15 protein-coding genes are annotated in these 14635 nt (G+C 60.9%); 5 read left to right on the top strand and 10 right to left on the bottom strand.

Annotation, left to right across the window (positions count from 1 at the left end):
- Positions 1-5 precede the first annotated feature (5 nt).
- The gene (sfnG, locus tag ATI14_RS24500) at positions 6-1091 is read left to right on the top strand and encodes a dimethylsulfone monooxygenase SfnG (RefSeq protein ID WP_016973285.1); all 1086 of its coding nucleotides are present in this window, start codon (positions 6-8) and stop codon (positions 1089-1091) included.
- Between the two features lie 4 nt (positions 1092-1095).
- Here the strand turns inward: sfnG and ATI14_RS24495 are convergent, their stop codons facing one another.
- Positions 1096-2190: a GNAT family N-acetyltransferase/peptidase C39 family protein gene (locus ATI14_RS24495; protein WP_016973286.1), complete on the bottom strand. Its 1095-nt coding sequence runs from the start codon at positions 2188-2190 to the stop codon at positions 1096-1098.
- 94 nt (positions 2191-2284) lie between these two features.
- Between ATI14_RS24495 and ATI14_RS24490 the strand changes: the two genes are divergently transcribed.
- The gene (locus ATI14_RS24490; RefSeq protein WP_031320222.1) at positions 2285-3871 is read left to right on the top strand and encodes a RimK family protein; all 1587 of its coding nucleotides are present in this window, start codon (positions 2285-2287) and stop codon (positions 3869-3871) included.
- A gap of 6 nt (positions 3872-3877) precedes the next feature.
- On the top strand, positions 3878-4843 hold the full coding sequence (locus tag ATI14_RS24485) for a magnesium transporter CorA family protein (RefSeq protein WP_016973288.1): 966 nt from the start codon (positions 3878-3880) through the stop codon (positions 4841-4843).
- 192 nt (positions 4844-5035) lie between these two features.
- On the opposite strand, the gene map is transcribed toward ATI14_RS24485, so the two are convergent.
- Positions 5036-5791 (bottom strand): type I methionyl aminopeptidase, encoded by a 756-nt coding sequence (map, locus tag ATI14_RS24480; protein ID WP_016968938.1) that lies wholly within the window; start codon positions 5789-5791, stop codon positions 5036-5038.
- Positions 5791-5991: a ParD-like family protein gene (locus tag ATI14_RS24475; RefSeq protein ID WP_016968937.1), complete on the bottom strand. Its 201-nt coding sequence runs from the start codon at positions 5989-5991 to the stop codon at positions 5791-5793. The genes map and ATI14_RS24475 overlap by 1 nt, the downstream gene beginning before the upstream one ends.
- 275 nt (positions 5992-6266) lie before the next feature.
- On the opposite strand from ATI14_RS24475, the gene ilvA reads away from it, so the two are divergent.
- Together ilvA and ATI14_RS24465 are read left to right on the top strand one after the other, a co-directional pair.
- Positions 6267-7289 carry a threonine ammonia-lyase, biosynthetic gene (gene ilvA / locus ATI14_RS24470; RefSeq protein ID WP_016968936.1) on the top strand — a complete coding sequence of 341 codons (1023 nt, stop codon included), beginning with the start codon at positions 6267-6269 and terminating at the stop codon, positions 7287-7289.
- A gap of 246 nt (positions 7290-7535) precedes the next feature.
- The gene (locus ATI14_RS24465) at positions 7536-7805 is read left to right on the top strand and encodes a DUF1652 domain-containing protein (RefSeq protein ID WP_026083295.1); all 270 of its coding nucleotides are present in this window, start codon (positions 7536-7538) and stop codon (positions 7803-7805) included.
- Here ATI14_RS24465 and ATI14_RS24460 read toward each other — a convergent pair.
- From ATI14_RS24460 to ATI14_RS24430, 7 genes are all read right to left on the bottom strand, one after another.
- Entirely contained in the window at positions 7802-8200 is a 399-nt protein-coding gene (locus tag ATI14_RS24460) for a hypothetical protein (protein ID WP_016968935.1), read from the bottom strand. The genes ATI14_RS24465 and ATI14_RS24460 overlap by 4 nt on opposite strands.
- A 78-nt stretch (positions 8201-8278) precedes the next feature.
- A complete protein-coding gene (locus ATI14_RS24455) occupies positions 8279-8548 on the bottom strand; it encodes a DUF2790 domain-containing protein (protein WP_016968934.1) in 270 nt (89 codons plus the stop codon).
- A 98-nt stretch (positions 8549-8646) separates the two neighbouring features.
- Entirely contained in the window at positions 8647-9585 is a 939-nt protein-coding gene (locus tag ATI14_RS24450; RefSeq protein ID WP_016968933.1) for a carbohydrate kinase family protein, read from the bottom strand.
- Between the two features lie 12 nt (positions 9586-9597).
- Complete coding sequence (xylB, locus tag ATI14_RS24445; protein ID WP_016968932.1) at positions 9598-11079, bottom strand: xylulokinase; 1482 nt, start codon at positions 11077-11079, stop codon at positions 9598-9600.
- An 82-nt stretch (positions 11080-11161) separates the two neighbouring features.
- Positions 11162-12643, bottom strand: a complete 1482-nt coding sequence (locus tag ATI14_RS24440) for a mannitol dehydrogenase family protein (RefSeq protein WP_016968931.1) — start codon at positions 12641-12643, stop codon at positions 11162-11164.
- Positions 12644-12659: 16 nt separating this feature from the next.
- Entirely contained in the window at positions 12660-13763 is a 1104-nt protein-coding gene (locus tag ATI14_RS24435; protein ID WP_016968930.1) for an ABC transporter ATP-binding protein, read from the bottom strand.
- Between the two features lie 32 nt (positions 13764-13795).
- Positions 13796-14626 (bottom strand): carbohydrate ABC transporter permease, encoded by an 831-nt coding sequence (locus ATI14_RS24430; protein ID WP_016968929.1) that lies wholly within the window; start codon positions 14624-14626, stop codon positions 13796-13798.
- Positions 14627-14635: the final 9 nt, after the last annotated feature.

The raw sequence follows: 14635 nt of genomic DNA, 5'->3' as shown, positions 1-14635 counted from the left end.
GCCAGATGAGTCAGCAAGCCGTTAAATTTGCCTATTGGGTACCCAACGTCAGCGGTGGGCTGGTGGTCAGCAAGATCGAACAGCGCACCCACTGGGGCATCGACTACAACCGCAAACTGGCGCAATTGGCGGAAGCGGCCGGTTTTGAATATGGCCTGACGCAGATTCGCTTTACCGCCGGCTACGGCGCAGAAAACCAGCACGAATCCGTGGCGTTCAGCCATGCGCTGCTGGCAGCGACGACCACACTCAAGGTGATTGCGGCAATCCTGCCGGGCCCATGGCAACCTGCGTTGGCAGCCAAGCAACTGGCGACCATCGACCAACTCACCAATGGCCGCATCGCGGTCAATATCGTCAGTGGCTGGTTCAAAGGCGAATTTCAGGCCATCGGCGAGCATTGGCTGGAACACGACGAGCGCTATCGCCGCTCCGAAGAGTTCATCCGCGCCCTCAAAGGCATCTGGACCCAAGACGATTTCACCTTCAAGGGCGACTTCTACCGTTTCAACAACTACACCCTCAAACCCAAACCGCTGGGCCAGCCCGAAGTGTTCCAGGGCGGCAGCTCGCGGGCGGCGCGGGACATGGCCGCGCGCGTGTCGGACTGGTATTTCACCAACGGCAACACCCCGGAAGGCATCAAGGCCCAGGTCGATGACATTCGTGCCAAGGCCGCGGCGAATAACCATTCGGTCAAAGTCGGCGTGAACGCGTTTGTGATCGCTCGCGACACCGAGGAAGAAGCCCGTGCCGTGCTCGCAGACATCATCGACAAGGCCGACCCGGAAGCCGTCAACGCCTTTGGGGATGCGGCCAAACAGGCGGGCAAGGCGTCGCCCGAAGGCGAGGGCAACTGGGCCAAGTCCAGCTTTGAAGACCTGGTGCAATACAACGACGGTTTCAAGACCAATTTGATCGGCACCCCGCAGCAGATTGCCGAGCGCATCGTCGCACTCAAGGCGGTGGGCGTGGATTTGGTGCTGGCCGGCTTCCTGCACTTTCAGGAAGAAGTCGAGTACTTCGGCGAGCGCGTGCTGCCGCTGGTGCGCGAGCTGGAAGCCAAGGCCGGAATCCAGCAAGTGGCCTGAGCCTTTACCGGGTGAAGACGACGACCGCCGCGCGTAATTTGTTGTTGCCGAAACGGCACATGCGCTCGAACTCCCCGTGGCTGACCGGCAGGTGCTGGCAGTCCAGGGGTTGGCGGTGCTGGCTGTGGTCCACGTCAGGGTCGTGCAGGTAGACGAAATCTTCGTCGCAATCGGTGACCATCACCCAATGCGGCGACTTGGAGCGGGTGAGGCGGTAGCTGCTGATCAGCACCAGCGGCTGCCCGCCGTCACGCAGCACTTGCGGCAAGTCCAGTGCGCTGCCGAACAGTTGCTCCACATCGCTGCCGGCCAATTCTTCTTCAAACGCTTCATGCACCAGGCGCATGACATCCTTTTTATGCGGGTCGCGTACGCCATCCAGAAACAAGGGCCCGCGCACGTTCACCTGCATGCGCACGCGAAACCCCCGGCGCCACGCTGCCAGTGCCAGGCCTTGCGGGCTGCAACCGCCATGGCCGGCGGTCATGAATACGGTGGTTGCTTCGCGCCAGATCTGCAATTCCTCGCGGCGCTGCGCGAGGCGTTCGGGCACCAGCGCGCCCATCGCCATCAGCAGGCAGGCGGCGCCGCAGGTGAAGTCGGTGGTTTGCTGGTAATAGGGCACGCTGTGCGGGCGCGCGTCGCTGTGCTGGACGATGCGTTTTTCCAGGCGCAGGGCGGCGGTGTGGTCTGCGTAATAGTCGTTGATCAGCGCAAAGCGCCGGTAACCGTTGCGCTCATACAGGGCCAGGGCGCCGGGGTTGTCGGTGCGCACTTCCAGACGCAGGTAGGCGCAATCGTGCTCGACGGCGCAGGCCTCGATCCGCGCCAGCAACTGTTTGCCCAGGCCCAGACCGCGCGCGTGTTCGGCGATGGCAATCGAATACAGGCGCGCCAGCGAGGTGCCGCGATGGAACAGCACCAGCGCGTAGCCCAGCAGTTGCCCGTCATTTTCCGCCACCAGCAACCGGCCGTGGGCGCGGCTGACCATCCATTGAAAGCTGCGCGGCGAAAGCCGGTCGGTGGTGAAACAGTGCTGTTCCAGCGCCACCAGTTCGGGCACATCTGCGGGGGTTGCAATGCGAAAGAAAAGAGCCATAAGACCGCCGTAAAAGTTGCGTAACGAAACGGGACTTCTCTAAAAGATCGTGCTTAATAGAAAAGGTCGAGTTCTCTAAAGCGGATCAAATATTATGTCGGCGGTACAAGGTCATTGGCGTGAAGTATCCGGGCAAACTGTCGCGGCGACAATAACTTCCAACGGTTATTTTTCGGCGCCCCAACGAGGTTCCAGTCAAGTCGTGATTATTGTCGAGCGCAAGGAAGATTGGGCCTCTTACTTCCCCAGCGAAGACATCGTCACCGCCCAGGAATACCTCGAACAGACCCGTGAAGGCGAGACGGGCAAGCGGGTGCAGGTGATCAACCTGTGTCGCAGCTACAAGTACCTGGGGCATGGTTACTACTGCTCGCTGCTGGCTGAAGCGCGAGGGCACAGGGTAATTCCTTCGGTGCGCACCATCAGCGAGTTGACGAAAAAGTCGTTGTACGGCTTATCTCTGGACGACCTGGATAAAACCCTCGATAAAGCCTTGAGTCATCACCTTTACAGCAATACCGAAGGCTTTACCCTGACACTTTATTTTGGTCGCACCAATATTGAACCGTTGCAGGAGTTGGCCCGGCAGTTGTTTGAAACCTTTCCTTGCCCGATCCTGTTAGTTGAATTTCGCAAGAATAACGGCTGGCATATCGAGGGGGTTAAATCCGGCGTACTGCACAAGTTGCGCGACGACCAGGAAGACCAGTTCGCCCATGCGCTGGACAACTTCAGCCGCAAGATCTGGCGCCAGCCACGCTCACGCCGCCTGGCCCGTTACGACCTGGCGATCCTCCACGATCCCCAGGAGCAACTGCCGCCATCCAATGCCAAGGCCCTGGAAAATTTCGTACGCGTGGGCAAAGGGTTGGGCATTGATGTGGAGCTGATCGAGCGCAAGGATTACTCGCGCCTGGCCGAGTACGACGCCTTGCTGATCCGCGAGACCACCAGCGTCGACAACCACACCTACCGCTTCGCCAAAAAGGCCGAGAGCGAAGGCCTGGTGGTGATGGACGACCCGGCGTCGATCCTGCGTTGTACCAACAAGGTTTACCTCACTGACCTGCTCAACAGCCATCAACTGGGCATGCCCGCCACCGAAATTCTTTACAAGGAACGACCGGAAGATTTCGAACGGGTCGGCGAGCGCCTGGGCTTTCCGCTGGTGCTGAAGATCCCCGACGGCTGTTTTTCCCGGGGCGTGATCAAGGTGGAAAGCCAGGAAGCCTTGCTCAAGGCCACCGCCGAATTGTTCGAACATTCCGTGTTGTTGCTGGCCCAGGAGTTTTTCTACACCGAATACGACTGGCGCATCGGCGTACTCAACCGCAAGCCGATCTTTGCCTGCCAGTACTTCATGTCCAAGGGCCATTGGCAGATCTACAACCACAAGGCCATCGGCCAGGACATCAACGGCGAGTGCCGTACCCTGGCGGTCCACGAAGCGCCCAAGGCGGTGGTGGAACTCGCGGTGAAGACCGCCAACCTGATCGGCGACGGCCTTTACGGCGTGGACCTCAAGCAGTCCGGCGACAAGGTGGTGGTGATCGAAGTCAACGACAACCCGAACATGGACGCCGGCATCGAAGACGCCTACCTGCAGGACGACCTCTACGCCCTGGTACTGGAAGAATTCGTACGGCGCCTGGAGCTCAAGCGCCAGGGCCAGGTGTGGTGACGCGCGATGATCCAGCGCTTTGAATTGAGTGGCGGCAAGCTGGACAGCGGGGCGGGCGAGGATGCACCGATTTTGCTGGTCAGCAACCCCGACCTCCTGGAACGCGAATGGCTGCGCGACCACCACAAACTTGACGAACACGCCCTGGCCTCGGCGCTCGACCCGGACGAGGTGTCGCGCATCGAGTTTCACCCCGACAACCTGTTCCTGATCTGGAAACGCCCGGAGAATTATTCCGGCGGCGGCAACCTGGTGTTCGAGGTGTCGTCCTGCGGCCTGTTGTTTTCACCTGGCCGCCTGCTGGTGATTGCCACCGATGACACCCCGCTGTCCGGGCTCGGCGCGCGGCGGTCGTTGCACACGCCGCTGGATGTGCTGCTCGACCTGTTGCTCAACAACATCCACCACTACCTCGGCCATTTGAAGGTGATCAAGCTGGTGGCGCGGGAGCTGCAGCAGCAGTTCAACGCGTCCATGAGCAATCACCATCTGATGCAGATGTTTAACCTCAGCGAAAGCCTGATCTATTACATCAACGCACTGCACAGCAACGGCGCGGTGCTGTCACGGCTGCGCAACCATGGGGAGAAGGAGCATTTCAGCGCCGAGGTGCTGGGGCTGATTGACGACCTGATCATTGAAAATCACCAGTGCTACAAGCAGGCGGAGATCTATTCCAATGTGTTTTCCGGGTTGATCGATGCGCGCGGGAATTTGATGAACAACAGCATGAATGACCTGTTGCGCAAGCTGACGCTGATCAACGTGGTGTTTTTGCCGTTGAACCTGATTGCGAGTGTGGGCGGGATGTCGGAGTTCAGCATGATGACGGCGGGGACGCCGTGGTGGGTGTCCTATCCGTTGTTTTTGCTGGCGATGGGGGTGGGGGCGGGCTTGATGGTGGTGGGGTTGAAGAGGATGGCTCGTGGGAGGCGTGTTATCAGGGCAGATTGCGTTTCTTCAGACACATGAAGTTCCAACTGTGGGAGCGGGCTGGTGCAGCCAAGAAGATATTGACTGACCCACTACCATCGCGGGCAAGCCCGCTCCCACATTTTGATGGTGCTCGGCTCTGCGTTTCTGTGGGAGCTGGCTTGCCTGCGATGGCATCAACCGGATCTGCCTGATGTACCCGGATGCCAGCTGCTGGAGGAGATGTGTTGTTCAGGCGACCGGTTGCAGGGTCAGCACTTCAAAGCCGTCTGCGGTCACCGCCACGGTGTGTTCCCACTGCGCCGACAGGCTGTTGTCCCTGGTTACAACCGTCCAGCCATCCTTGAGGTTGCGCACTTTGGCGCTGCCCTGATTCAGCATCGGCTCAATCGTAAACACCATGCCTTCGCGCAGTTCCATCCCGGTGCCGGGTCGCCCGAAGTGCAGAATTTGCGGTTCCTCATGCATTTCGCGGCCGATGCCGTGGCCGCAATATTCGCGTACCACGCTGTAGCCGTTCGTTTGCGCGTGGCTCTGGATCGCATGCCCGATATCCCCCAGTCGCGCACCCGGCCGGACCGTGCGAATACCGGCCCACATCGCCTCGAAGGTTTTTTCCACCAGGCGCTGCGCCTTGGGCGCCACGTTGCCGATCATGTACATCTTGCTGGAGTCGGCGATGAAACCGCCTTTTTCCAGGGTGATGTCGATGTTGATGATGTCGCCATCCTTGAGGATGTCCTTGGCGCTGGGCATGCCATGGCACACCACTTCGTTGAGAGACGTGTTGATGCAGAAGGGGTAGTCGTACTGCCCCAGGCTCGCCGGGCGGGCTTTCAGCTCATGGCGGATAAAGGTCTCGACGGCACTGTCGAGCTCCAGGGTGGAGCGGCCGGCGGCGACAAAGCCGTCGAGCATGGTGAACACCTGGGCCAGCAGGCGCCCGGATTCACGCATCACGGCAAGCTGTGCGGGGGTCTTGATCATCAGCCGCGCCCTCGGACCAGGTCGGGTTTGTCCAGCAACAGTTTGTTGATCAGGTCGTTGTAGGGCAGGTGGGGGTTGAGCTCGGCCAGCAGGCCGATTTTGATCCAGAATTCGGCCTGGGCGTTGATGGAGCGGTCCATGGCGGCGCTGGCCAGGCGGAGTTGTTCGTGCAATTGGTCGGTGATTTTGACGATGCCCATGACAGTCACTGTGTTGAAGGAATATACGAATCGTATATGTTTCGTATACTTATGGTAAGCCCCCATCCGCTAAATGGCGGTTGGCCATTGACTTGCCCGGCAAGCGCCGGTTAATTTCGTTGCATGACATTTCTGACTTCGCACTGCCAGCCGAGCATGATTATTACCGCCATTCCTCATTTGGCGGGATAGCACTCGGCTGCACCCAGACCCGCCCTTGAGGCGGGTTTTGTTTATCCGTCTCAGGCCTTTTTTAACAATGCCAGGAGACACCGATGAACACCTGCCCCGTTCCCCCTGCCGCCGATGCCGGGCTGCTTGAACACTATGTGAAAAAGATCCTCGCCGCGCCGGTGTATGACCTGGCGGTGCGCACGCCGTTGCAGGCGGCCCCGGCCTTGTCGGCGATGCTGGGCAATCAGGTGCTGCTCAAGCGCGAAGACCTGCAACCGACGTTTTCCTTCAAGATCCGCGGCGCCTACAACAAGCTGGTGCAGCTCACGGCCGAGCAAAAGGCGCGTGGTGTGGTCACGGCGTCGGCGGGCAACCATGCCCAGGGCGTGGCGCTGGCGGCACGGGAACTGGGGATACAGGCGCGCATCGTCATGCCCTGCAGCGCGCCGGAGCTGAAGGTGTTGGGCGTGCGTTCGCGAGGCGCCGAGGCGGTGCTGCACGGTGACAGTTTCCCGTTTGCCCTGGCCCACGCGCTGCAATTGGCGCATACCACGGGCAGCACTTTTGTCTCGCCATTTGACGACCCCGATGTGATCGCCGGCCAGGGCACGGTGGCGATGGAGGTGCTGCGCCAACAACAAGGCCGGCTGGACGCGATCTTCGTGCCGGTGGGCGGCGGTGGCCTGATCGCGGGCATCGCCGCGTACGTCAAATACCTGCGCCCCGACGTGCGCATCATCGGTGTGGAGCCCGAAGGCTCCAGTTGCCTGCTGGCGGCCTTGCGTGCGGGCGAGCGCGTGGTGTTGCCGAGTGTCGACGGGTTTGCTGACGGCACGGCGGTGGCGCAGATCGGCGCCTATGGTTTCCAGATCTGCCAGCAATGGGTCGATGAAGTGATCACCGTCAGCAACGACGAGCTGTGCAGCGCCATGAAGCTGATTTACGACGATACACGGTCCATCACCGAACCTTCCGGCGCATTGGCCGTGGCCGGCATTCGCAAATACGTGGCTCTGACGGGGGTGCAACAGCAAACGCTGGTAGCGATCAATTCAGGCGCCAACATCAACTTCGATAGTTTGCGACATGTTGCTGAAAGAGTTGCCGCGCAAGTTGCCGTCTAACACGTACGCCCGGGTTAACCGTTTAATCGCGACTTTTCGACGAAGATTTATAGGACGTAAACCAGCCGGCGTTGAAGTTATATAAACGCGCTCAGTGCTTATGAGGAATGGTTACAACGAGAGTGGAGTTTGCCGAGTAGGCTGGTGAATGAAAGCGTCTGCCAGGGTCGGCAAGACGTGGCAGGCACGCGTGTCTGCCGGACATATAAAAATCTGTTGGCAGTCTCATAAAAGGAGAGGTTGACCATGCTTTCGGAATTAGAGCTTCGCAGCATTATTGAAGGAAGTTTCCTGCCCAAACGGTGCGAATGCACCAAAGCCGAAGATGCCTCGTTGACGATCAAGGTCTATGACGACCGCGACCGTGACCGGGTGGATCTGGAAGTCAAAGGCATCAACGCCGATAAACTCGACAGCAGTCGAGCCATTTGCAACCTCATTACCGGGTTGCGCGAAGACCTCAAGCATACCCATTCACCTGTTCTGCAACGAGCGGGCGGGCGCGCCTATTACTAGGCCGATGTTTGAGGTTGAACCACCGACGACCTGTGGGCCTGGATAAACGCCAGGCCCAATACGGTTTCTGTTGCCACCGCCAGCAGGATGCCCGGCCCCGCGTTGCCATCGATCCATTCCCCAAACCCCAACACTGCCAGCACCAGGCAGCCGGTTGCGAAACCGGTGGTCAGGGCGCGGCGCGTTTCATTGGGCGGCGCATGGCGGGCGCGGTAGAACATGATGCCCAAGGCCAGAAACAGCGCAGCGTTGCGGCGGCAGACCAGCCCGGTTGCGCCGGCATATTCGACACTCCACAGCCACAGCAGCAGGTCGGGGCGTAACCCCCAGATCAGCGCCAGGGCAAAGCAGAGCAGGGCGGTAAACAGGGCGAGGGGGCGAAAACTCAGCAGCATGGCGAATCCTTTCAGCCGTTTGACAAGCCCGCAAGACTACTCGTTTATACGCGGGCTTGCCGTGTCTGTTTCAACGACTCAGTTCTGGAAGTCACAGGCTTCGGACATTTTCCGATAACCCACGTCTTCAACTTTGCCGGTCTTGTCGATGAACTTGATGTCCGCGTTGATGACCTTGCAGTCATTGGTTTGGGTTTCGTTCATGGCAAGGACCTTGTCGATGTTCAAGGGCATGCCGTACTGATAAGGCACAGGTTGAGTGGCAGGCTGTGTTGTGTCGGCCTGGGCCAGCCCTGACAGGGTTGTCAGCGCCAGCGCGCCGCCGAGCATCAAGGTACGCAGTTTCATGTTGGTTCTCCGCAAGTGAGTAGAACTTCACACTCGACTTGCGGGATTAACCGTTGATTAATTTTGGCCTAACTGACAAAACCTTCATGAACGCCTGTTCAGTCTAACTGCTCGCGGTAAGGCAGGTCCGGTCCCGTCTTGCTGCAGGTCAGCGCTGCGGCGCGAATGGCGAAGCCGAGCATGGCGTCGATTTGCTCGCGGGTAAGCTTTTGCAGGCCTGCCACCGAGTCCAGTTCATGCTCGGTCAGCCAGGCAATCAACGCCGCCTGGAAGGTATCGCCAGCACCTACGGTGTCGGCCATCACCACCTTCACCGCAGGCGCGGACCAGGTGCCATGCTGACGGCTGAACACGGTGGCGCCGTCGCCGCCACGGGTGAGGAACACCAACTGGCAACGGTGCTGCAGCCAACCTTGCAGCACGCTTTGCGGTGACTGGTTGGGGTAGAGCAGGTGCAGGTCTTCATCGCTGACCTTGATCAGGTCGGCGTGCTTGACCAGCTCGGCGATGCGATCACGCCACAGCTGAATATCCGGCTGCGGGTTGAGGCGCACGTTGGGGTCGAGGCTGATCAGGCGCTTGCCGCTTTCACGCTTGACCAGGCTCAGCAGCGTGTCGCCAATCGGCTGCACCACCAGTGAAAAAGAGCCGATATGCAGGCCGCGAATGTCTTTGCCCAGAGCGGGCAGGTGCGCGGCGTCCAACTGGCGGTCGGCGCAGCCTTCGCCACGGAAGCTGTATTGCGGCGAGCCATTGGCGCCCACGGCAACCATGGCCAGGGTAGTTGGCGCGGCGAACTCCACCAGAAACTGCTCACTTACGCCTTCGTCCTTGAGCACCTGCAACAAGCGGCGCCCGAGGAAATCGGTAGACAGCCCGCCGAACAACGCGGACTCAATGCCCAACCGGCGCAAACCGACCGCGACGTTGAACGGCGAACCGCCGGCAATCGCCTTGTAATTAACCTTCGAAGCCTGCCCGCCGGCCTCTTCTTCGCTGAAAAAATCGAACAGCGCTTCGCCACACACCAGATACATAGTCGTTCGCTCTTAAAGGGTTGCCACGAGTTGTTGATAGCGCTCATAGGCCTGTTGATAGGCGCTCACATGCGCGGCCACCGGCAGCGTACGGCTGGCGGGGTCGACGCTCACACATTTATCGCAAAGGCTGGCCAGGGGCTCGCCGGACTGGCTCCACGCCGCCTGGATCGCCGCACCGAGTGCCGCCGCTTCGCTTTGTTCGGTGCAGACCACCTCGGTGTTCATGATATCGGCGACCATCTGCCGCCACACCGGGCTTTTCGAACCGCCGCCGATCAGGCGGATACGCAGGCTTTGCAGGCCGGTCTGGCGCAGCAGGTCCAGGCCGTAACGCAGCCCGAAGGTGGTGCCTTCGACCACAGCGCGACACAGGTTGGCGCGGGTCAGGTTGGTCATGGTCAGCCCGTGCAGGCTGCCGGTGGCATGGGGCAGGGCGGGCACGCGCTCACCATTGAGGAACGGCAGCATGCTCACGCCGTCGGCGCCAATCGGGGCTTCGGCGACCAGCGCGTTGAACGCCGTCAGGTCGAGGTCGAACAACTCGCGGATCACCCCGGTGGCGTTGGTCAGGTTCATGGTGCAGATCAACGGCAGCCAGCCGCCGCTGGAGGAGCAGAACGTCGCCACCGAAGCCTGCGGGCTCACGTTCGGTTGGTCGGCAAACGCATACACGGTGCCCGATGAGCCGAGGCTCATGGTGATCACGCCGGGGGCGATATTACCGGTGCCGATGGCGCCCATCATGTTGTCGCCACCGCCGCTGGACACCACCGCATTCGGGTTGATGCCCAGCCGTTCGGCAATGGCCGGCAGAATCGTGCCGACGGTTCGGTCGGCCTCGACCAGTGGCGGCAACGCGGCTTGGAGGCGCCCGCTGGGGTCGATGTGCTTGAGCAGTTCCACGTCCCATTCACGGGTGCGTACGTTGAAATAACCGGTGCCGGAGGCGTCGCCGTATTCCGCGACAGCGCGGCCGGTGAGCCAGTAATTCAGATAATCGTGGGGCAGCAGGATATGGGCGATGCGCGCGAACACGTCCGGGTGCTGTTCGCGGGTCCACAACAGCTTCGACACGGTGTAGCCCGGCGCAATCGCGACGCCGAGGCGTTCCAGCGAGGCCTGTTCGCCGCCCAGATACGTCAGCAGGCGGTCGTTTTCCGGCGCGGTTTCGGTGTCGCACCACAGCTTGGCCGGGCGCAGCACTTCACCTTGCTCGTCCAATAGCACCAGGCCGTGTTGCTGGCCGGATACGCCGATGCCGAGGATGTCCTGGCCGTCCACCCCGGCCTGTTGCAAGGCGCGATGGGTGGCTTCGGTGAAGGCGTCCAGCCATTCCTGGGTGTGTTGTTCGCGGCGGCCATTGGCGCCACTGATCAGTGTGTGTGCCGCTGCGCCCAGGCCCAGCACCTTGCCGCTCGCGGCATCGAGAACGATGGCCTTGGTGCCCTGGGTGCCGCAGTCGATGCCGAGAAACAGGTTTTGCCGGGTCATGAGTATTTGCTCAGCAGTATTGTTTTTATGGATAGCTCATACGGTCGATGTGGGAAGGCTTGTGTGAGCACTTCCCAAGTATTTAAGCCGGATCCTTCAGGAGATTTTGCAGGGTTTCGGTAACACCCTTGTCACGCAAACTCACAAAACACCGCTCAAACGCTGCCACAAACTCTGGCGAATTGGGAATAGCCGTCCCGAAAATCTCCTCCACCCCCAGCAGGCGTTGGCTGATCAGTGCGTCGTCGCTCACCAGTCCATGGCAAAATTCGGCACGCGGGTCCGGGATCTTGTAGCTCACGCCATTCTCGTCCACGCCCTTCAAATACAGGGCCCACGCGGCCACCACCAGGGCGGCACGCTCGGTCTCGCGCCCGTCGGCAATCAGGCGGTTGATGGTCGGCACGGTGAACTTGGGAAACTTCGACGAACCATCGGAACACACGCGTTCCAGCTGGTCGGCAATCGCCTGGTTGGAGAAGCGGTCCACCAGGGTCTGCTTGTAGTCGGTCAGGTCGATGCCAGGCACGGGCGCCAAGTTGGGCGTGACGTCCAGGTCCATGTAAGCGCGCATGTAAGCCACGAATACCGGGTCGTTCATGGTGTCGTGCACGAACCGGTAGCCCTTGAGAAAACCCAGGTAAGTGAGGGCCAGGTGGCTGCCATTGAGCAAGCCGATTTTCATCTCTTCATAAGGCGTCACGTCGTTGGTGAACTGCACGCCGACCTTTTCCCAGGCCGGGCGGCCGTTGACGAATTTGTCTTCCAGCACCCATTGCACAAAGGGTTCGCACACCACCGGCCAGGCATCGTCGACACCATGCTCGTCGTGCAATTGCAGGCGGTGGGCGGTGCTGGTCATGGGGGTGATGCGGTCGACCATGGCATTCGGAAAGCTCACGTTGGCGGCGATCCAGTCAGCCAGGTCGGCATTGTGCAGCGCGGCGAACGCCAGCAGCGCCTTGCGGGTGACCGCGCCGTTGTGCGGCAGGTTATCGCAGGACATCACGGTAAACACCGGAGTGCCGGCGGCGCGGCGTCGGGTCAGCGCGGCGCAGATGAAACCGAACACGGTTTTCGGCGCGCCGGGGTTGGCCAGGTCGTGCTGGATCTGCGGCAGGTGGGCCATGAACTCGCCGTTGCTGTCGTCGATGCAGTAGCCGCCTTCGGTGATGGTCAGCGAGACGATGCGGATCTCGGGGCTGGCCAGCTTGTCGATCAGCGCCTGGGCGCTGTCTTCGGCCAGCAGCATGTCGCTGATCGAGCCGATCACGCGCACTTCGGTGTCGTCGGTGTCGCCCAGTTCATACAGGGTGAACAGGTAGTCCTGGCCGGCCAGGTCGTCGCGGGCCTTGCGGTCCTCGGCGCGCAGGCCCACGCCGCAAATGCTCCAGTCCAGGCCCTCGCCGGTATTCATCAGCGCATCGGTGTAATACGCCTGGTGCGCGCGGTGGAAACCGCCGACGCCGATATGGGCGATGCCCTGGCGGGTATCGGCAATGGCGTAGGCCGGGATTTTGACTTCCGGCGCCAACTGAGTGAGGTTCTGTTTATTCAGTTTCATCACAACTCTCGCAAAATCAGGCGGCGGCGCGCAGTGGGCGGGCCACGGCTTTGCCGTCGGTGTCGAACAGGTGGCAGTGCGCCGGGTCCAGGTGCAGTTGCAGCGTTTCGCCGTACTGGCTGGCCATGTCGCCACGGATGCGCATGGTCAGCGGCTCGCCGCTGGCGGTGACCACGTGGCAGAAGGTGTCGCTGCCCAGGCGCTCGCCGACGTCAGCGGTCACGGTCAGGGTGGTTTGGCCGGGGGTAGCGATTTCCAGGTGTTCCGGGCGAATGCCCAGGGTTACCGCGCTGCCCACGCTCAGGTTCGCGCCGCTCAACGGCAGGCTGAGGGTGGTGCCGGCGTCCAGTTGCACTTCGCAGCCCTGGCTTTCGGCGCGCGTGACCTTACCCTTGAGGAAGCCCATTTTCGGCGTGCCGAGAAAGCCCGCCACGAACAGGTTGGCCGGCTGGTGGTACAGCTCCAGCGGCGATCCGACCTGTTCGATGCGGCCGCTGTTGAGCACCACCACCTTGTCGGCGAGGGTCATGGCTTCCACCTGGTCGTGGGTCACGTAGATCATGGTCGCTTGCAGCTCTTTATGCAGGCGTGCCAGCTCCAGACGCATCTGCACGCGCAGCGCGGCGTCGAGGTTGGACAGCGGTTCGTCGAACAGGAAGATCTTCGGGTTGCGCACAATCGCACGGCCAATGGCCACCCGCTGACGCTGGCCGCCGGACAGCTGCTTGGGTTTGCGCTCCAGCAACGGGCCGAGCTCCAGAATGCGCGCCGCTTCGCTGACCTTGCTTTCCACCAGCTTCTTGTCCACGCCCGCCAGGTCGAGGGCAAACGACATGTTTTTGCGCACGCTCATGTGCGGGTACAGCGCGTAGGTCTGGAACACCATCGCCAGGTCACGCTTGGCCGGGGTGACTTCGGTGATGTCGCGGCCATCGAGTTCGATGGTGCCTTCGGTGACTTCTTCCAGGCCCGCGATCAGGCGCAGCAGGGTGGATTTGCCGCAGCCCGACGGGCCGACGAACACCACGAATTCCTTGTCGTTCACCTCAAGGTCGATGCCCTTGATGATGGAGAAACCTTCGAAGCCTTTTTGCAGATTCTTGATTTTCAGGTTGGCCATGATGGGCCCTCCGTATAGAAATGATGAGGCCGTTATTTCACGGCGCCGAAGGACAAACCGCGCACCAGCTGCTTCTGGCTGATCCAGCCAAAGATCAGGATCGGCGCACAGGCCAGGGTCGACACGGCGGACAATTTGGCCCAGAACAACCCTTCAGGGCTGGAGTACGAAGCAATCAGCGCGGTCAGCGGCGCGGCGTTGGAGGAGGTCAGGTTCAGCGACCAGAACGCCTCGTTCCAGCACAGGATCAGCGACAGCAACACGGTGGAGGCCAGCCCGCCCTTGGCGATCGGCAGCAGCACGCGAACCATTTCCTGCCAGAGGGTGGCGCCATCCAGGCGCGCGGCTTCGAGGATGTCCTTGGGGATGTCCTTGAAGTAGGTGTAAACCATCCACACCACAATCGGCAGGTTGATCAGCGTGTAGATGATGATCAGCGCAATGCGCGTGTCCAGCAGGCCAAAGCTCTTGGCCAGCAGGTAGATCGGCATCAGCACGCCCACCGGCGGCAGCATCTTGGTAGACAGCATCCACAACAGCGTACCCTTGGTGCGCTGGGTTTCGTAGAACGCCATGGAGTAGGCGGCCGGCACCGAAATCAGCAGGCACAGGGCGGTGGCGCTGAAGGAAATCACTACCGAGTTCCAGGCGTAGGCGAAGTAGTTGCTGCGCTCGTTGATGTGCAGGTAGTTCTCCAGCGTCGGCGTGAAGATGAACTGCGGCGGCGTGGCGAACGCGTCGATTTCGGTTTTAAAGCTGGTCAGCACCATCCAGAAGATCGGGAAGAAAATCAGGATCGCGATGGCCCAGGCCAGGGTGCCGAGCAACAGGCTTTGCAGGCGGCGGGATTGTTGAAGCGTCATGGCGCGGCC

This window comes from Pseudomonas tolaasii NCPPB 2192, assembly GCF_002813445.1.
In the GTDB taxonomy this organism is placed as follows: domain Bacteria; phylum Pseudomonadota; class Gammaproteobacteria; order Pseudomonadales; family Pseudomonadaceae; genus Aquipseudomonas; species Aquipseudomonas tolaasii.
The sequence above is the reverse complement of the archived record's forward strand: the minus strand, read 5'-3'. Positions and strand labels throughout refer to the sequence as shown.